This is a genomic window from Shewanella sp. HL-SH8, assembly GCF_051165765.1.
GTDB lineage: Bacteria > Pseudomonadota > Gammaproteobacteria > Enterobacterales > Shewanellaceae > Shewanella > Shewanella glacialimarina.
Genome location: NZ_CP195039.1, coordinates 1,886,804 through 1,905,781, shown reverse-complemented (window position 1 = coordinate 1,905,781; position 18,978 = coordinate 1,886,804). Strand labels below are relative to the sequence as shown.

Annotated in this window: 13 protein-coding genes, 5 tRNA genes and 1 pseudogene; 14 read left to right on the top strand and 5 right to left on the bottom strand. The window is 41.9% G+C overall.

Going from position 1 to position 18,978, the window contains the following annotated elements; translation table 11 throughout:
- Positions 1-17 precede the first annotated feature (17 nt).
- The 10 genes from ACRWQN_RS08500 to ACRWQN_RS08455 all read left to right on the top strand — a co-directional run bounded on the left by ACRWQN_RS08500 (position 18) and on the right by ACRWQN_RS08455 (position 7,502).
- Positions 18-93: transfer RNA gene (locus tag ACRWQN_RS08500), tRNA-Val, on the top strand.
- A 26-nt stretch (positions 94-119) separates the two neighbouring features.
- Positions 120-195 (top strand) — tRNA-Val (locus ACRWQN_RS08495).
- A 42-nt stretch (positions 196-237) separates the two neighbouring features.
- Positions 238-313: transfer RNA gene (locus ACRWQN_RS08490), tRNA-Val, on the top strand.
- Positions 314-341: 28 nt separating this feature from the next.
- Positions 342-417 (top strand) — tRNA-Val (locus tag ACRWQN_RS08485).
- Positions 418-446: 29 nt separating this feature from the next.
- Positions 447-522, top strand: a tRNA-Val gene (locus tag ACRWQN_RS08480).
- Positions 523-1,016: 494 nt separating this feature from the next.
- Entirely contained in the window at positions 1,017-2,042 is a 1,026-nt protein-coding gene (locus ACRWQN_RS08475; protein WP_434940456.1) for a TRAP transporter substrate-binding protein, read from the top strand.
- A 73-nt stretch (positions 2,043-2,115) separates the two neighbouring features.
- A complete protein-coding gene (locus ACRWQN_RS08470) occupies positions 2,116-2,778 on the top strand; it encodes a TRAP transporter small permease (RefSeq protein ID WP_434940455.1) in 663 nt (220 codons plus the stop codon).
- Complete coding sequence (locus ACRWQN_RS08465) at positions 2,778-4,175, top strand: TRAP transporter large permease (RefSeq protein WP_434928808.1); 1,398 nt, start codon at positions 2,778-2,780, stop codon at positions 4,173-4,175. The genes ACRWQN_RS08470 and ACRWQN_RS08465 overlap by 1 nt, the downstream gene beginning before the upstream one ends.
- 142 nt (positions 4,176-4,317) lie before the next feature.
- Positions 4,318-6,123, top strand: a complete 1,806-nt coding sequence (locus ACRWQN_RS08460; RefSeq protein ID WP_434940454.1) for a sensor histidine kinase — start codon at positions 4,318-4,320, stop codon at positions 6,121-6,123.
- Between the two features lie 2 nt (positions 6,124-6,125).
- Positions 6,126-7,502 carry a sigma-54-dependent transcriptional regulator gene (locus ACRWQN_RS08455; protein WP_226410369.1) on the top strand — a complete coding sequence of 459 codons (1,377 nt, stop codon included), beginning with the start codon at positions 6,126-6,128 and terminating at the stop codon, positions 7,500-7,502.
- Positions 7,503-7,527: 25 nt separating this feature from the next.
- Here the strand turns inward: ACRWQN_RS08455 and ACRWQN_RS08450 are convergent.
- The 3 genes and pseudogenes from ACRWQN_RS08450 to tesB all read right to left on the bottom strand — a co-directional run bounded on the left by ACRWQN_RS08450 (position 7,528) and on the right by tesB (position 10,215).
- Positions 7,528-8,762, bottom strand: a pseudogene (locus ACRWQN_RS08450) (MFS transporter).
- Between the two features lie 141 nt (positions 8,763-8,903).
- Positions 8,904-9,299, bottom strand: coding sequence for a YbaY family lipoprotein (locus ACRWQN_RS08445; protein ID WP_434940453.1), 396 nt, complete (start codon positions 9,297-9,299; stop codon positions 8,904-8,906).
- 52 nt (positions 9,300-9,351) lie between these two features.
- Complete coding sequence (gene tesB / locus ACRWQN_RS08440) at positions 9,352-10,215, bottom strand: acyl-CoA thioesterase II (RefSeq protein WP_226410371.1); 864 nt, start codon at positions 10,213-10,215, stop codon at positions 9,352-9,354.
- 207 nt (positions 10,216-10,422) lie between these two features.
- Between tesB and ACRWQN_RS08435 the strand changes: the two genes are divergently transcribed.
- The gene (locus tag ACRWQN_RS08435) at positions 10,423-11,307 is read left to right on the top strand and encodes a 1,4-dihydroxy-2-naphthoate polyprenyltransferase (RefSeq protein ID WP_434940452.1); all 885 of its coding nucleotides are present in this window, start codon (positions 10,423-10,425) and stop codon (positions 11,305-11,307) included.
- 116 nt (positions 11,308-11,423) lie between these two features.
- On the opposite strand, the gene gndA is transcribed toward ACRWQN_RS08435, so the two are convergent.
- On the bottom strand, positions 11,424-12,953 hold the full coding sequence (gene gndA, locus ACRWQN_RS08430; protein ID WP_434930083.1) for an NADP-dependent phosphogluconate dehydrogenase: 1,530 nt from the start codon (positions 12,951-12,953) through the stop codon (positions 11,424-11,426).
- Positions 12,954-13,203: 250 nt separating this feature from the next.
- Positions 13,204-15,123: a propionyl-CoA synthetase gene (locus ACRWQN_RS08425; protein ID WP_434940451.1), complete on the bottom strand. Its 1,920-nt coding sequence runs from the start codon at positions 15,121-15,123 to the stop codon at positions 13,204-13,206.
- A gap of 291 nt (positions 15,124-15,414) precedes the next feature.
- Between ACRWQN_RS08425 and ACRWQN_RS08420 the strand changes: the two genes are divergently transcribed.
- The 3 genes from ACRWQN_RS08420 (at position 15,415) to ACRWQN_RS08410 (ending at position 18,949) form a co-directional block, all read left to right on the top strand.
- Positions 15,415-15,822: a MerR family transcriptional regulator gene (locus tag ACRWQN_RS08420; protein ID WP_226410375.1), complete on the top strand. Its 408-nt coding sequence runs from the start codon at positions 15,415-15,417 to the stop codon at positions 15,820-15,822.
- 211 nt (positions 15,823-16,033) lie between these two features.
- Complete coding sequence (locus ACRWQN_RS08415) at positions 16,034-17,203, top strand: isovaleryl-CoA dehydrogenase (RefSeq protein ID WP_434940450.1); 1,170 nt, start codon at positions 16,034-16,036, stop codon at positions 17,201-17,203.
- Between the two features lie 138 nt (positions 17,204-17,341).
- A complete protein-coding gene (locus ACRWQN_RS08410; protein ID WP_434928799.1) occupies positions 17,342-18,949 on the top strand; it encodes a carboxyl transferase domain-containing protein in 1,608 nt (535 codons plus the stop codon).
- Positions 18,950-18,978 lie beyond the last annotated feature (29 nt).

The window sequence follows — 18,978 nt, the reverse complement described above, 5'->3', positions numbered from 1 at the left end:
TGTTGATTATATTCCCAGGTCGCTTAGCTCAGCTGGGAGAGCACCTCCCTTACAAGGAGGGGGTCACTGGTTCGAGCCCAGTAGCGACCACCATATAATTAACAAGTGTAGAGTCCCCAGGTCGCTTAGCTCAGCTGGGAGAGCACCTCCCTTACAAGGAGGGGGTCACTGGTTCGAGCCCAGTAGCGACCACCATTTATTTGGACTCACAGTTTTATAATTAGCTACATTATCCCAGGTCGCTTAGCTCAGCTGGGAGAGCACCTCCCTTACAAGGAGGGGGTCACTGGTTCGAGCCCAGTAGCGACCACCATAATGTACTGATGTTGCAAGATATCCCAGGTCGCTTAGCTCAGCTGGGAGAGCACCTCCCTTACAAGGAGGGGGTCACTGGTTCGAGCCCAGTAGCGACCACCATTATCTTCAAAATGTTTTAATTTATCCCAGGTCGCTTAGCTCAGCTGGGAGAGCACCTCCCTTACAAGGAGGGGGTCACTGGTTCGAGCCCAGTAGCGACCACCATAAATCTGCTTTAAAAAACAAACTCATCAATTTCAAACTAGAACTGTTTTAATAAACTCCCTTACCATAAAATAACGTTAAAAATTATAACTTCCTCTTAATAATATTCTTTTTATAGAATCATGTTAATCTCATTCAATTTACTCCAAACCTAAATCATCTTTTTAAAAAATCCCATCTGCTTTTTTGAATATTTATTTCAGTATTTTCATCATCAACGGCTTAATTGTTAACTTTATGATCAAATGCTATCAATGTGTGAAATCCCACCCATTGATACTATTAAGATGTCCCTCATATCACCCCCGTTAAATATTAAAAACATTAAAAAACAAATTTAACCATAAAAAACAATAATATAATCACAACCCCCAAACTGGCACTTCTTTTGCTTACTACCTTATACACCTCTGGGACGCTGGCTATATCCCAACTGCTTTATCTATTGCAGTAAAGAGACAAAACGATAATAAACAAGTAAAGGAAGCCATAACATGTCTAAATCAACTACTAGTAACCCTGTATGGAAGTCAATAAAGTCTGCAGCAAAACTCACTGCAATTGCATCTGTTTTAGCCTCTAGCTTTAATGTATTTGCTGAGCCTATAGAAATTAAGTTTTCTCATGTGGTCGCAGAAAATACTCCTAAGGGCCAAATGGCACTTAAATTTAAAGAGTTAGTTGAGCAACGTTTACCCGGAGAATATACCGTCAGCGTATTTCCAAGTTCGCAGTTATTTGGGGACAACAATGAACTCGCGGCATTATTATTAAACGATGTGCAAATTGTTGCACCATCACTTTCGAAGTTTGAGCGCTACACAAAAAAACTTCAGGTGTTTGATCTTCCATTCTTATTCGAAGATATGGCTGCGGTCGACCGTTTTCAACAATCTGAAGAGGGCCAGAAACTACTTAATTCAATGAACCGCAAAGGTCTTGTCGGTTTAGGGTATTTGCATAATGGTATGAAGCAATTTTCAGCCCATGCGCCACTTTCAACACCGAGTGAAGCCAATGGCAAAAAATTCCGCATTATGGCCTCTGACGTTATTGCGGCACAATTTGATGCCGTAAAAGCAATTCCAGTTAAAAAGCCATTCTCAGAAGTGTTTACCCTTTTACAAACCCGCGCTATTGATGGGCAGGAAAACACTTGGTCAAATATTTACTCAATGAAGTTTTATGAGGTGCAAAGCCACATCACAGAAAGTAATCACGGTGTATTAGATTACATGTTAGTGACATCAAACACCTTTTGGAAAAATTTACCTAAAGACAAACGCGACATTATCAAAAAATCACTCGACGAAGCCATTGTATTAGGCAATCAAATTGCCGCAGCTAAAGAAGGCGAAGATAAACAGGCTATTTTGGATTCAAAACGTTCTGAACTGGTGTCATTAACTGCTGTACAACGCCAACAATGGGTTGATGCCATGAAGCCTGTATGGACTAAGTTTGAGTCTCAAATCGGTAAAGACGTCATTGAAGCTGCTCAGGCCGCAAACAAGCAATAAGGTTCTCTTGGGTTGTTATCTAAAGTTATCACAGGATAACAACCCTCTTTTCATTAACATTTAGGAGAACAAAGTGATTTCAAATTTACTCAATAAATTCGAAGAAGGGTTTTTAAACCTATTGATCTCACTGATGACCTTATTGGTATTTGGCGAAGTTATCGCACGTTTTTTCTTTAATACCGGTTTTCTGTGGATACAAGAACTGACCCTAACCCTGTGTGGATGGTTTGTATTATTTGGCATGTCTTATGGCGTAAAAGTAGGGGCACATATTGGTGTTGATGCTTTTGTCACAACACTTTCGCCAGCACCCAAAAAGCTAGTTGCATTATTAGCCTGTTCATTGTGCGTTATCTATTGTGGTTTATTTCTTAAAGGTAGCTGGGATTATTTGAGCCAAATGTACCAAATTGGACTCCCGATGGAAGATATCGACTTTCCAGCATTCCTGGTTCATCAACTCGATCCTGATTTTGCCTGGGATGTATTAAAAATCGATCTTGAAGATGAGGGTGCGGTACCCGTTTGGATGTCTCAAAGCATTTTAATTATCGGTTTTTTAATGCTGACCTGGCGGTTTGTACAATTATTTATCGCCATGTTAACCGGTAAAGCAGATGGATTTAAATTAGCAGATGAAGCGAAAGACAGCATGCATTTAATTGATGAAGCTGCACTAGCAAGTGCGATTAATTCAACAACATCAACAGAAAAAAATAAGGACGTAAAATAATGACTATCGCGACCTTATTTATCACACTCCTTGTGTGCATGTTAATTGGTATGCCTATCGCTATTGCGTTAGGGTTTTCAAGCGTATTGACTATTTTATTGTTTTCAAATGACTCTTTGGCCTCAATTGCATTGAAGCTTTATGAATCAACCTCTGAGCATTACACCTTACTGGCTATTCCCTTCTTCATATTGTCATCAGCTTTTTTGTCTACTGGCGGGGTGGCACGCAGAATTATTGATTTTGCCATGGACAGTGTCGGCCATATTCGCGGTGGTTTAGCAATGGCCTCAGTAATGGCCTGCATGCTATTTGCAGCAGTATCAGGCTCGTCACCTGCCACCGTTGCAGCAATCGGCTCAATTGTCATTATAGGTATGGTTCGCGCTGGTTATCCCGAAAAATTTGCCGCTGGGGTGATTACGACTTCAGGGACATTAGGCATTTTAATTCCACCCTCGATTGTAATGCTAGTTTATGCCGCAGCAACGGAAGTGTCAGCTGCTAGAATGTTTATGGCGGGTTTAATACCTGGTTTGATGATGGGGTGTATTTTAATGCTGGCAATTTATATTGTCGCCAGAATTAAAAATCTCCCATCTCGCCCTTTTCCAGGCGTTAAAGCCTTATCTATATCAAGCGCAAAAGCCATGGGCGGTTTAGCACTGATTATTATCGTGCTGGGTTCGATTTATGGTGGAGTTGCCAGCCCAACTGAAGCTGCGGCTGTCGCTTGTGTTTATGCCTATTTTATTGCGGTATTTGGATATCGTGATATTGGTCCATTGAAAAATGTGGCCTGGCGTAATCAGCAGGAATCTATTGTCGGCGCTGGCGTACGTAATATTCTGCAAATGTTGCTAGCGGTGATTAAAACCCCAACCGATAAAGATATTCGACATGTGGTTCGCGATGGCGCAAAAGTCAGTATTATGTTGTTGTTTATTATTGCCAATGCCATGTTATTTGCCCATGTACTCACCACTGAGCGTATTCCGCATATTATTGCTGAAACAATTGTCGGGTTTGGGTTACCAGCCTGGGGCTTCTTAATCATAGTTAATTTGTTGTTGCTAGCAGCCGGTAACTTTATGGAGCCTTCAGCAATTTTATTAATTATGGCACCCATTTTGTTCCCAATTGCAACGCAGCTAGGTATCGACCCTATTCACTTAGGGATCATCATGGTAGTCAACATGGAGATTGGTATGCTAACGCCGCCGGTGGGGCTCAATCTATTTGTTACCGCAGGGATTACGGGTAAAAGTATGGGCTGGGTGATCCAATCATGCTTGCCTTGGTTATTGTTGTTGTTAGGGTTTTTAATGCTAATAACCTATGTGCCGCAAATATCACTGTTTCTACCTGAGTATATTGATAAATTGAATGGCTATTAACTTGATTAATTAGCCCAAATAGACCAGCCTTAAGACTCAATATCCGTTGTTAATAACCAGCAACGGATATTTTCTCGTTTATGGTTTTATCGTATTCGTCGTCAGATTAGCCATCTAATTAAGCATTCCTATAAGAGTATTTATGGTTATCACCCGCACACAAATCAAACATAAAATAGGGTTAAGTATCGCCCTTATTATAGGGCTTATTCTGACTCTATATATCAGTCAATGGTATTGGCTAGACAAGGGTGTCAATAATATTGCCCAGCAATCAGAAAAACAAATTAATGAGCTCGTGCTATTTATCGATCAACAATTAGCTCAGTTTGAAATTATTCCAGAAGTGATTGCGACAAACCCAATACTGCAAGAAGGTTTATTAGCCCCAAAAAATCCCAAAAAAATGGCTGAGTTAAATGCTTATCTATCAGAATTACAGAAAGTCACAGAATCATCCGATATTTATCTCACAGATTCTTTGGGTATAGCTATTGCCGCCAGTAATTGGGATCAACCTAGACCATTTATCAATCAAGATTATTCATACCGACCCTATTTTATCACAGCACGCTCTGGACGCGCTGGGCGCTACTATGCTGTAGGGGTATCATCAGACAAACGCGGATTTTATTTCTCTAACCCCGTTTACCACAATGGCCAAGTCCTGGGCGTAATAGTGGTTAAAGTTGATATTGGTGTTATTGAGCAGCAAAGTACTGGCATAGCTATTGCTGGCCAATATGAGTTTATGATTAGTGACCCTGATGACATTGTCTTTTTATCCAGTATTAATCATTGGCGATTTAACTCATTAACCCCTTTATCGCAATCTAAACGATTTGCCCTTAACAATGCCAAACGTTATGCAAACCGTCCAATCAGTGAATTATCTATTTATCCCGACTATAAAGTAAATTCTGCAACTGATTTAAATACCTACAAGATAACTTCCAGTAAGGGGAGTGAAACATTTTTAGAAAAAAAACAGTTAATGCCAAACGCAAATTGGACATTGCACATATTAGCCCCTATGTCCCCTTTATATAAATCACTACCCGCTATTATGTTGCTGGCGGCCAGCCTGTATTTATTAATCGTACTATTTATTTTGTACACCATTGAGAGACGCAAAAACCTACTGCGTATGCACCATGCTCAGAATCAGCTTGAACAAAGGGTCAAAGCACGTACTCTAGAATTAGAAAAAGCCAATACCCAGCTTAAGGACACTCAAGATGAATTAATTCAAGCAGCCAAACTAACGGTTATAGGCAGTTTATCTGCCAGTATTAACCATGAGCTCAATCAACCATTAGCCGCTTTAAGAAGTTATGCTCAAAACACCCAAACCTTCCTAGGTCGAGAGATGTACGATGATGCTAAAAACAATCTAAAAATTATGATTGAGCTCACAGATCGTTTAGCCGATATCATCGCACAATTTAAAAGTTTCACCCGTAAATCCCAAGGCAAAGATAACGCCATCGAAATTCAACAGGCCATTGAACAAGCACTGACTATTGTACAACCTGAAATTGATAAGCAAGGCGTACAATTATCTAAATCATTACCTACTGGGAAATGCCAAATTTGGGGTGATACGATCAGATTACAACAGGTATTAGTTAACATTATCAGCAATGCAATTGTTGCCATGCACCAAAGCAGCCAAAAAAATTTAGCTATTAGTGTTAGCAAGAAAAGTGACAGTAATACACTCATCATTAGTATTCAAGACACGGGACCAGGCGTGAGAGAAAGCCAGATGAGTAAAATATTTGAGCCCTACTTCACCACTAATGAACGCCAAGGATTAGGGTTAGGCCTATCCATTTCTCAGCGAATTATTGAGTCGATGCAAGGTCAAATTACAGTAGAAAATTGCGCTAAGGGCGGTGCTATTTTTAAACTTTCACTACCGATTTATTTACACGAAGGTAACTAAACTTGAGCTCACTAGGTGATATAAACCAACTACAAGTCATTATTGTTGATGATGAGCCTCACATTGGCAGCGTGCTGAGTCAATTATTCAAATTAGAGGGTATCAGTGCCGCATCAACAACGCAGCCAACACAGGTCGCTGAACTCATTCATAATGATTGGCCTGGTGTGGTGTTTTCTGACGTTAATATGCCGCAACTGAACGGATTAAGCCTATTACAGCAATTAATCCACAAAGACCCAGACCTCCCCGTGATACTCATTACAGGTTTCGGCGATATTGCCATGGCAGTTGATGCGGTAAAAAAAGGCGCCTATGACTTTCTTGAAAAACCTTTTAATAATGAACATGTGGTTGATGTTGCCAAGCGCGCGTTAGAAAAACGCCAATTAACCCTTGAAAACCGCAAACTTAAACAAGAGTTAGAGTCACACATAGCGCCTGGGCCGCGGATTTTAGGCCACAGCCCTGGCATTATAAAAATGCGCAACATACTCAACCAAGTGATAAATGTACCTGCTGACATCATGATTGAAGGTGAAACCGGCGCAGGAAAAGAGCTAGTAGCACGTTATCTTCACGACCATAGTCTGCGTAGTAAACACAACTTTGTGGCTATTAACTGTGGTGCAATTCCTGAAAGTCTTATTGAAAGTGAGTTATTTGGCGCTCAAGCAGGTGCTTATACAGGTAACGATAAAACTCGTATCGGCAAGTTTGAATATGCTAATGGTGGCACACTATTTTTAGATGAAATTGAAAGTACCCCACTCAGTTTACAAGTCAAATTACTCAGAGTGCTTGAAGATCGTAAGGTTGAACGTTTAGGCTCTAACCAGTCAATTGAACTGGATATTAGAGTCATTGCTGCCACAAAAGTAAACTTGCAGCAACTCTGTGAAACCGGTGAGTTCCGTCAAGACTTACTTTATCGTTTAAACTTAGTCACAGTGCCAATTCCTGCCTTAAGAGAGCGCAGAGAAGATATCCCTATTCTGTTCCTACATTTTGCTCGAATCGCTTCTACTCGCTACCACAAAGCGCTTATTGCATTGAATCCTGAGCAGCAAGCAATGCTAACCTCGCATGATTGGCCAGGTAACGTGCGAGAGTTACGTAATTTAGCCGAGCGCTACGTGTTATTAGGCGCAGAAGCCGCTTTTGCCGCAGGTAATATAGACAATCACCCCACTATGCATTCGAATATGTCTTTGCAACAGCGAGTCGACTTTTTTGAACGTTTATTAATAGAAGAATCTTTGAGTTATAACAAAGGCAGTATTAAGCTAACAATGGAGCAACTCGAGCTCCCCCGAAAAACGCTTTACGATAAAATGAAAAAATTTGAAATAGACCGTAAGCAATTCACCGATCACTAATAATCTAAACTCTCTGACCTGATAGTCAATTATCTAAGGCCGGCTTATCGAGCGGCCCTCTACTCAGGAATAATATGGCCAGCGCCAACATAGCTAATAAGGTTAACGAACCTACCACAACCCCTGGCCATTCATAATGCTGCCAAAATACCATCAAATAAGGCCCACCTAGTGCTGCACCTAAGTAATAGCAGCATAAATACAAAGAAGTCGCTTTTGCCCTGTGATTGGTAGCTCGGATAGCCACAAACGAATTACAACAACTGTGAGTTAAAAAGAATCCGCTAGCGGTAATTAAAAAACCCATAACAATCGCCCATAGGGTATCGACTAAGGTTAATAGGGTGCCTAGTACCATGAGCAAAAAGGCAGCTTTAAATAATATGATCGATCCAAAGCGTACAATCCACTTAGCCGATAAATATGAAGCAAAGGTGCCACTGAGATAACATAAAAAGATTAACGTAGCATTGAAGCGACTCAGCTCATAAGGTAACGCCATTAAATGCAACTGAATAAAACTAAATTGATTCACCATCATCATGAAAGCAAGACCACCGATGATGAATACCAAACTCATTTTACGGTCGGTGATGTGCCCCCAAAAACCTTGTAAATCCTGGTGTAACTTTGCCAGTTTCGCTTGCTTGGCCGATAAATGAGTTACCTGTGGTTTAATTTCACGCCGGGGCAATAGAAAAGTGACTATTGCAACCCCAATTAAGGTCACAATAAACACCAACCCCATAGATTGCTGCCAAGATAAATGTTGTGACATTAAGCCACCAAATAAGCGGCCAAAGATCCCCCTAAACTGTTAGCAGTAATATAGATTGCCGCTGCTTTTAACATAAATTCAGGTGCGAGTTGCTCTTTAAAATACGCCATCGCAATCGCGGGCACGGCTGCCAGAAGCGCTCCCTGTAATAGCCTTATCCAAACCAATGAGTCAAAGTCTGTTGCAAAAATGAGTAATAAATTTGAGCAGGCTAATAACCATAAACTGATCACAATCGGCATTAACCGCCCGACGCGATCTGAAATCATAGCATAAAACAATAATGAAAAAGCCAGGGTAAAACTGGTCACAGATAGCACTAATGTGGAATGCGCACCGGTAACATTAAAGTGTTCTGCTATCAGCGGCAACATGCCCTGAACAGTATAAAGATTGATATAAATAACCACAGACGCAAGACAAAGCGCCCAAATGAGTCGGCTTTGTTTAGCTGGCTCAGGTGCTAAGGAGTGATTTGAAATTCTTGGCGATTCAGATTGATAAGTCACACTTGCCACGGATTAACTACGACGGAATAACATTATCGTTCGCCACTGTAATTAATCAATGACGAACACGGTAAAATGTGAGCTTTATAGCTTTAACAACAGTAGTTTTCAACTTTACTTAACTTGTTTCATCAACACTTCTGTGGTGAATTTATTATTATTAATTACTTTAAATTTCTCATAGGTTTGAAAAATCACTTTACCCTGATAAGTGATCATCGCTACCACGCCATAATCAATATTCTTATCTATTGTTTCAACAGGAAAAATAAATTTAAACGGCACTGGCGCCCGTGCTATATCAAAGGTTTTTTGCGAAATAATCGAGCCTGGTGTATTAAAATCAATCACCGCGATATTAATTTTACAGCCTTGAGGTAACTTTACTTTCTCTAGATAACCGGCATAGCCATTCACCACAACCGGCTCTTCAGGGGTAACCGTCACACAACCGGTCAACATCAATAATACGCCAACAAGACCCGCTAAAACATATTTACACTTACTCATACCACTCAACCTATTCATCTATTATTGTTGACATTAATACGCCAAACACCCATTACGACTTAGTCATTCTCAACAAACCTTCCTGGGTTGCCGAAGCCACTAGGCGACCTTGCTGATCAAAAAACTGCCCTTTTACAAAGCCACGACCGCCACCAGCATTAGGACTTTCAATACTGTATAAAATCCATTCTCCCATATTAAATGGACGATGGAACCACATAGAATGATCAATCGTTGCCATACGAATACCCGGGGTTAAAAATGACACGCCATGGGGCTGGGCTGCTGTCACTAAAAAGTTAAAGTCAGAGGCATAGGCTAATAGATACTCTTGAATACTATGATCATTGGGGATAATGCCGTTGGCTCTAAGCCACACATAGCGCACAGGCTCACTGGTTGAGGGAGCGAGTGGATTACCGGGATTCACTAAGCGCATTTCAATAGGTGAATCGGCCATAAATTTTTCAAGCATCTTTGCTGGCACTTTATCGCGCATCGTCATGGCAAGTTCTTGCTGATTCATCAATCCTTCTGGTCCCGGTACATCAGGCATAGTCGCTTGATGTTCATATCCTTGCTCGATCGTTTGGAATGAACAGGTCATATAAAAAATCGGACGGCCTTTTTGAATCGCTTTCACCCTACGGGCACTAAAGCTACCGCCATCACGCATGATTTCAACATCATAGACAATCGGTTGTTTTTCATCACCTGCGCGTAAAAAATAAGAATGCAAAGAATGCGCATATCGATCTGCACTCACGGTCTGTTTTGCTGCACTCAATGCTTGCCCCATCACCTGACCGCCAAAGACATGGCCAAAACCTAAATCCTGGCTTTGACCACGAAATAACCCCAGCTCAATTTGTTCAAGGGACAATAATGATAATAAATCGTTTAAAACCTGACTCATTTAACTCTCTCACAAACCACATAATTATAGATAAGCCTACCTTAAACTCTTCAGTAAGAGCTAGTGACTTTTGATTACCATTTTAAATCAGCACTACTTTATATTTTCAAATTCGAAATTAGTGATTTGTCGCAAACAATATCAACAGCAGTCGTTAACAAAATTTGTTAAGCTATTAGGCATTACTAATCTAGTTATTTGATGTTTATGCAACCTTGGATTTTGGCTATTCGCCCAAGAACATTGCCAGCGGCAATCGGACCTTTACTTATCGGTAATATGTTAGCGCTTCAGCTAACACAATTTAGCTGGCTCATTGCCGCTATTTCAATGTTATGTGCCGTATTACTGCAAATATCAGTCAATTTAGCCAACGACTATTTCGACTTTAAAAACGGCATAGATACCGCAGAAAGACTTGGGCCAGTGAGAGTAAGCCAAAGCGGCATGATCGCCCCAGATACGGTACGTAACGCCATGATACTGTGTTTGTTAGCGGCGTTATTAGTGGGCTCGTACCTTATTTGGCACGGTGGCTGGCCAATTGCCATATTGGCGGCGGCATCTATTTTAGCGGCACTTTGCTACAGTGGCGGCCCTTACCCTCTGGCTTCCCATGGATTAGGTGAAGTTGCAGCATTTATCTTTTTTGGCTTAGTTGCTGTTGTAGGTAGCTACTACCTGCAAGCTGGCGAGACCACATTAACGGCTTGGCTTTTAGGCTGTGCACTCGGATTTTTTAACGCCGCCATTATGTTAGTCAATAATACCCGTGATATCACAACCGATACCAAAGCGGGCAAAAACACCCTTGCGGTTCGCATTGGTGAAGCGCAAGCAAAAGTCTTATACCAAAGCTTGTTATATTTGCCTTTTGGAATAATCATTGCCGGATTTTTATTGGGTGCACTTGAGGGCTGGCCGGTATTATTAGCAGGCGTATCATTAGTCTTAGCCAGAAACTTAAGTAAAGATTTTAGAGATAACTCAGGAGAAGCGTTAAATCCTATTCTGGGTAAAACAGCTAAACTGACGATGATTTTCAGCGCACTTTTTAGCGCAGGCTTAGTTATCAATTTCAGCCAAATCTAAGCACTTAAGTTAAGCATAGGTATTTAACTTTCAGCTCCTCAATCTAAAAGCTCAGTGTAAAAATCAAAAAAGGCTTCATTAAGAAGCCTTTTTTATTGGATAACACAAACTAAACTTTACACTTTAGTTAAAGTGCGCTCTTTTGCGCTCCAGTCTAAATGGTATTTTTCGCCAGCCGGTTTATCTGTACGTTCAAAAGTATGGGCGCCAAAAAAGTCGCGTTGACCTTGCAATAAGTTAGCAGGCAATGTCTCGCAGCGATAGCTATCATAATAAGCCACAGCGGAACTAATACACGGTGCAGGAATACCTTGCATCACTGATGCCGCGACTGTTTTACGCCAGTTTAATTGCTTGGTTGCTAAAGTGCTGCTAAAGCTTTCGGCCATTAACAGATTTGGCAACGCAGGATCTTGCTCATAAGCTTGAGTAATGGACTGTAAAAAAGTCGCTCTAATGATACAACCAGCACGCCAGATTTTGGCTATTTCAGCAAAGTTAAGTGGCCAATTTTGCTCTTTAGCTTCCATCGCCATTAGCTGAAAACCTTGCGCATAACAGCATACTTTGGCGCAATATAACGCATCTTCTAATGCATCGATAAAGGCTGTTTTCTCAACATCTGACAAGGTTGTTTTTGCTGGACCAATTAGGGTTTTGCTTAACGACACTCGTAATGTTTTTTGAGTACTTACCGCACGGGCATACACAGCTTCAGCGATTGTTGGCGCTGGACAGCCAATTTGCAAACTACTGACTGCAGTCCACAAACCCGTGCCTTTTTGGCCGGCTTTATCCAAAATCATCTCAACCAGCGGTTTACCCGTTAGCGGATCATCTTGTTGCAATACTTCGGCACTGATTTCCATTAAATAGCTATTTAAACTACCTTGGTTCCAACGCTTGAAGATATCACCAATCTCGTGGGTTGATAAATCTAAACCATCGTGAAGCAATTGATAGGCTTCGCAAATTAACTGCATATCAGCATATTCAATACCATTGTGTACCATTTTAACGTAATGGCCTGAACCTGCGGGGCCAATATAAGTGGTACAAGGTTCGCCTTCAGTAACCGGGTTGCCGGGCTCAAAACGCTCAATAGGCAAACCGGTTTTACTGTCAACTTTAGCAGCGATAGCGTTCCAAATTGGCGCGACATATTGCCATGCAGATTCATCGCCACTGGGCATTAATGACGGACCAAAACGTGCACCCACTTCACCACCAGAAACCGCTGAACTAAAAAACTTAAACTTACCTTTATAATGCGCTTCGCGCTCAACCGTATCAGTCCACAGACTGTTACCGGTATCAATGACAATATCATCACTGGAAATGCCACTTTCAATCAAAGTATTACAAATACCATCAACAATTTTGCCCGCAGGTACGGATAAAACAATTACTTTAGGGGAAATTAATTTTTCGAGCATTTCTGAAAGATTCTTACAAGCTTGCATTCGAGGTGCTAAGCCTTCTTTCCGCTCTTGGTGCTCTTGTTCAAGCGCGCCATTGATTTTAGCCTCATCTAGATCAAAAACAGTCACGTGGTAGCCATTATCAGCTATATTTAACGCAAGATTTTTGCCCATAACACCAAGGCCTATTACGCCGATGTTTGACAATTGAGTGTGGTGAGTCATTAGATTTATATTCCACAAGGTCACAGAGATTTATCGCGATTCGCGAACCCATATGGACAAATATTATAGCGATTTTTGTAACTAAATTACCAGTTAAAACCTAGATTCTATGGGTTACAGTAATCGAAATGTGTTTTTCAATATTTTCGTAAAGCAGTCTTTTTAAGGTTTATTTAATAAAAACGTCAATATTATCAAGTATAAAAATCATTATCTTAGCTAACATTGACGTCTGTATTCATTAAAAAATTTACTTACCTAAGGCTTTAGTTAGTGCATTAGCATAGCCCATTCGCGTTAACGTATTGCGAGCAATGTCTAAAGTTTGTGGATCTTCTATGGTAGCGGGCACAGTATATTCTTGGTTATCGGCAATTTTACGCATAGTGGCGCGTAAAATTTTGCCTGAACGAGTCTTAGGCAATTTAGGCACTGCGCTGACTAATCTAAACGATGCCACTGGGCCTATTTCATGCCTTACTAAGGCTAATAGTTGGCGATGAAGTTCATCATCGGTTAGGTTAACGCCATTTTTAAGCACCACCATACCCAGTGGAACTTGGCCCTTTAATTTATCTTGTACACCAATAACCGCCGCTTCTGCCACCGCAGGATGTTGACACAACACTTCTTCAAAGCGTCCTGTCGATAAACGATGACCGGCCACATTAATAATGTCGTCGATGCGGCTCATAATATACAGATAACCATCTTCATCAATGTAACCAGCATCACCGGTTAAATAGTATCCGGGATACATAGATAAATAACTGTCCACATAGCGATCATCATTTTGCCATAAGGTAGTTAATGTCCCTGGCGGTAACGGTTGCTTAATGACCACGTTACCACTTTCATTGGCGGGCACTTGCTCACCCATAGCGTCAAGCACTTCCACTTGATAACCCGGTACCGGTCTTGCGGGAGATCCGGGTTTAATCGCTATAGGCTCTATTCCCATTAAGTTTGACGCTACTGGCCAACCCGTTTCAGTTTGCCACCAATGATCAATCACAGGTTTACCCAGCATGGCTTGACTCCAGTTTAACGTTTCTGGATCACAACGCTCCCCCGCTAAAAACATTTGTTTTAAACAACTCAGATCAAATGGCTTAATGAGCTCACCTTCGGGATCTTCGCGTTTAATGGCTCGAATAGCCGTTGGGGCGGTAAAAAAACTTTTGACGTTATTGGCAGCAATAATTCGCCAGAATGCCGCGGCATCCGGTGTACCAATGGGTTTTCCTTCATACATAATTGTGGTTGCACCGACTAATAACGGCCCATAAACAATATATGAATGACCAACCACCCAGCCCACATCAGATGCAGCCCAAAACACCTCATCTTGCTCAATATCGTAGATATTCTTCATCGACCAACATAAAGCCACCGCATGACCACCATTATCACGTACAACACCTTTAGGTTTGCCGGTTGTGCCTGAGGTATAAAGCACATATAAAGGATCGGTGGCATTGAGGGATACACAATCTGCATTTGAGGCATTTTGCAGTGCATGCTGCCAGTCAGCATCTCTTGGCTCGGTTAACTCTGCTTGATATTGATGTCTGGCTAAAATAAGGCAATGGTCAACTTTATGACTGGCTTGGTTTAGTGCATCGTCTAATAATGGCTTATAAGGTACAACGCCTGAGGGCTCTATGCCGCAAGATGCTGACAGCACGAGTTTAGGTTTCGCATCATTAATACGAGTCGCCAACTCATTGGCGGCAAAACCACCAAACACCACTGAATGAATTGCACCTATACGAGCACACGCTAACATTGCAAAAGCGGTTTCGGGCACCATTGGCATATAAATCACCACCCTGTCACCCTTTTCAATACCGATAGACTGCATGTAGCCCGCTAAACGGCTCACTTGTGCTAATAATTCGTTATAGGTGATGGTGTATTGATTTTGTGTGACTGGGCTAATGTAATTAATGGCGATACGCTCGCCTTTTCCCGCAGCAACATGACGGTCAACGGCGTTGTAACACGTGTTCATTTTGCCATCGGCAAACCATTGATAAAAAGGTTTATTTGAATCGTCTAAAATGCTCTTAGGCTCTTTGTCCCAAGTAATCATCTTTGCAGCATCAGCCCAAAAGGTCGTTGGATCTTCAATTGATTGCTCATGTAATGACTTTCCTACATCAGTCATGTTAGTTCTCCGTTAGCTCTCCCAAGGTTGATTATGAGCAGAATTAAGCCAATATCCCTATTAGACCAAGGGATTAGTATTGATATTTATGAGCGCTGCGACAATTACACCAACAGGATACAGAAACATAAATAAGAATTAATAAAAACATATTAATTAATAGCTTAAATAAAAAATCCAATCGAAATGGCAAGATGAATTAACAGTTGTAAAATAGATTTTTTACCGCAAACTTTACCTTTACGTAAACTTCATATATCGTGCATCAAAAGAAACCTATTTGGTGAGATGATGAACGCTACAGTCAGCACCCAATCTACATACTCTATCAGTGATTTATCAAAAGAATTTGATATCACCACCCGCAGCATTCGTTTTTACGAAGACCAAGGCTTAATCAAGCCTAAGCGTCGTGGCCAAACACGCATATACACCCTAAAAGATCGCGTCAGACTGAAACTGATTTTACGCGGTAAACGTTTAGGCTTTTCATTGGCTGAAACCCGCCGCCTATTCGAACTTTACGATGCAGATAAATCAAGCACATCACAGCTCAATACCATGCTGGACTTAGTCAATGATAAAAAGGCCGCACTTCAGCAGCAAATGGATGACATTAAAGTGGTGCTGATGGAACTCAATTCTGCCGAGCAGCAATGTAAATCAGCCTTAGAAACCAATAAGGCATCAAAAACATAAAGCGATTTATTTGACTATTATTACAAATATTGTCATTAAAAAATCGAGTGATATTTTAGTAAAAGTGCCAGTAAAAATAGAACCGAATAATCGGTCATTAGCATCATCAATACCATTTAGCTGTTTAACGCAGCCTTTAAAAGACAAGCAAATGACGCCAAAACGCAACATAGCGTGGCGTCTCAAATAATAATTCAACAGGACATAAGCCATGAGCGATTTATACAGCAGCCTTAATTTCGGTTTGGGCGAAGATATTGATATGTTGCGCGACGCAGTTCGCAGTTTTGCCAGCAACGAAATTGCCCCCATTGCCGCACAAGTAGACCATGACAATGAGTTCCCTAATCACGTGTGGACTCAGCTGGGTGATATGGGCTTGCTCGGCGTCACTGTGCCAGAGGAATTTGGTGGTGCAAACATGGGTTACTTAGCCCATGTTGTGGCAATGGAAGAAGTGTCACGGGCATCAGCCTCTATTGGTTTAAGCTATGGCGCGCATTCAAACTTATGTGTAAATCAAATCAACCGTAATGGAAATGCGGTTCAACGCGCTAAATACCTGCCAAAACTCGTTAGCGGCGAACACATAGGTGCGCTAGCAATGAGTGAGCCTAATGCCGGTTCTGACGTAGTTTCAATGAAGCTCAGTGCCCGTAAAGAAGGCGACCGTTATATTCTTAATGGCAATAAAATGTGGATCACCAACGGTCCAGATGCACACACTTATGTGATTTATGCCAAAACTGATTTAGAAAAAGGCGCCCATGGTATAACCGCCTTCATCGTAGAACGTGGCTCTAAAGGTTTCAGCCAAGCGCAGAAATTAGATAAATTAGGCATGCGTGGTTCAAATACCTGTGAGTTAGTGTTTGAAGACTGTGAAGTGCCAGAAGAAAATATTTTAGGCGGACTGAACAATGGCGTAAAAGTACTCATGAGCGGCCTGGATTATGAACGCGTTGTACTGTCTGGCGGCCCACTTGGCATTATGGCAGCGTGTATGGACATCGTGGTGCCTTATATTCACGAGCGCGTCCAGTTTGGTCAATCTATCGGTGAATTCCAGCTTGTGCAGGGCAAAATTGCTGACATGTACACGGGGATGAACGCTGCAAGATCCTATGTTTATAACGTTGCTAAGTCTTGCGACCGTGGCGAAACTACCCGTAAAGATGCTGCTGGCGCGATTCTGTACAGTGCCGAATTAGCCACTAAAATGGCATTAGATGCCATTCAACTGCTTGGTGGCAATGGCTATGTTAACGAATATGCCACAGGCCGTTTATTACGTGATGCCAAACTATATGAAATAGGCGCCGGTACCTCAGAAATTCGCCGTATGCTTATCGGCCGTGAACTGTTTAACGAATCTAAATAATGGTCAATGCGTTAGCCTTATCAACACTTGTTCAAAGTGAATAGGTATGGCTAACACTTTTCCACTTGAGGGGTAAGTTAATCGGCGTAAACGCCCTCCCCCTCAATACCCTATTTGTGCTCAATAAAGGATATTGACATGACGCACCTGAGCAGCAAGATAAATCCTCGTAGTGATGAATTTAAAGCTAAATATGATGATATGGCTTTGTTAGTCGAAGACCTGCAGCAAAAACTGGCAAAAATTGAACAAGGTGGTGGCCCTGTGGCGTGTGAACGTCATCTGTCACGTGGAAAATTATTACCCCGTCACCGAGTTGAAAAACTGCTCGATCCTGGTTCGCCTTTTCTAGAAATAGCCCAATTTGCCGCTTATGAAGTCTATGATGAAGATGTCCCTGCCGCAGGTGTTATTGCCGGTATAGGCCGTGTAAGCGGCGTTGAGTGTATGATCATTGCTAACGACGCCACAGTAAAAGGCGGCACTTACTACCCTATTACAGTGAAAAAGCATTTACGAGCACAGGACATCGCCAAACGCTGTCATTTACCGTGTATTTATCTGGTTGATTCAGGCGGGGCAAACTTGCCACGCCAGGACGAAGTATTTCCAGACCGCGATCATTTCGGGCGTATTTTTTACAATCAAGCACAAATGTCGGCCCTTGGCATTCCGCAAATTGCCGTGGTAATGGGTTTATGTACCGCAGGTGGTGCTTATGTACCTGCAATGGCAGATGAATCGATTATTGTTAAAGATCAAGGCACCATCTTTTTAGCCGGGCCTCCTCTAGTTAAAGCTGCAACTGGCGAAGAAGTATCAGCGGAAGAATTAGGTGGCGCAGAAGTGCATACCAAAATATCCGGTGTTGCCGATCATTTAGCTCAAAACGATGATCATGCATTAGAGCTTGCACGTCGGGCAGTACTGCGCCTAAATCATCAAAAAACGATTTCCAGCATGCTTAGCCCAGTAAAACCGCCTAAGTATGATATTCATGAACTTTACGGCATTGTCGGAACCGATCTTAAAAAGCCATTTGATGTTAAAGAAGTCATTGGTCGTATCGTCGATGATTCAGACTTTGACGAGTTTAAGGCCAATTACGGCGCAACATTGGTCTGTGGCTTTGCCCGCATTCATGGTTACCCTGTTGGTATTGTTGCCAACAATGGCATTTTGTTCTCCGAGTCGGCTCAAAAAGGCGCTCACTTTATTGAGCTATGTTGCCAACGTAAAATTCCATTACTGTTCTTACAGAACATTACCGGTTTTATGGTGGGTAAAAAGTACGAACATGAAGGCATTGCCAAACACGGTGCCAAAATGGTTACCGCAGTATCTTGTGCCAACGTGCCTAAATTTACCGTGATTATTGGCGGCAGTTATGGCGCAGGTAACTACGGCATGTGTGGTCGAGCATTTGAACCCACCATGATGTGGATGTGGCCAAATGCGCGTATTTCCGTTATGGGCGGTGAACAAGCTGCTGGCGTACTTGCCACCGTTCGTCGTGATGGTTTAGCCCGTAAAGGGGTTGAATGGACCAGCGAAGAAGAACAAGCATTCAGAAAGCCTATTGTTGAGCAATATGACAAAGAAGGTCATCCATACCATGCCAGTGCCCGCCTGTGGGACGATGGTATTATCGACCCAGCACAAACCCGTGATGTGGTAGGTTTAGCGTTATCAGCGGCATTAAATGCGCCTATTGAAGACACCAAGTTTGGTGTGTTCCGCATGTAATTGCGTTCAATCAATAGGAGCATTAAAAA

Bases quoted from the DNA above. Each gene is read 5' to 3' on its own strand.
- ACRWQN_RS08475 (WP_434940456.1), top strand. From the start codon at position 1,017: ATGTCTAAATCAACTACTAGTAACCCTGTATGGAAGTCAATAAAGTCT.
- ACRWQN_RS08465 (WP_434928808.1), top strand. From the start codon at position 2,778: ATGACTATCGCGACCTTATTTATCACACTCCTTGTGTGCATGTTAATT.
- ACRWQN_RS08460 (WP_434940454.1), top strand. From the start codon at position 4,318: ATGGTTATCACCCGCACACAAATCAAACATAAAATAGGGTTAAGTATC.
- ACRWQN_RS08445 (WP_434940453.1), bottom strand. From the start codon at position 9,299: ATGAGTAAGTGTAAATATGTTTTAGCGGGTCTTGTTGGCGTATTATTG.
- tesB (WP_226410371.1), bottom strand. From the start codon at position 10,215: ATGAGTCAGGTTTTAAACGATTTATTATCATTATTGTCCCTTGAACAA.
- ACRWQN_RS08435 (WP_434940452.1), top strand. From the start codon at position 10,423: ATGCAACCTTGGATTTTGGCTATTCGCCCAAGAACATTGCCAGCGGCA.
- gndA (WP_434930083.1), bottom strand. From the start codon at position 12,953: ATGACTCACCACACTCAATTGTCAAACATCGGCGTAATAGGCCTTGGT.
- ACRWQN_RS08425 (WP_434940451.1), bottom strand. From the start codon at position 15,123: ATGACTGATGTAGGAAAGTCATTACATGAGCAATCAATTGAAGATCCA.
- ACRWQN_RS08420 (WP_226410375.1), top strand. From the start codon at position 15,415: ATGAACGCTACAGTCAGCACCCAATCTACATACTCTATCAGTGATTTA.
- ACRWQN_RS08415 (WP_434940450.1), top strand. From the start codon at position 16,034: ATGAGCGATTTATACAGCAGCCTTAATTTCGGTTTGGGCGAAGATATT.
- ACRWQN_RS08410 (WP_434928799.1), top strand. From the start codon at position 17,342: ATGACGCACCTGAGCAGCAAGATAAATCCTCGTAGTGATGAATTTAAA.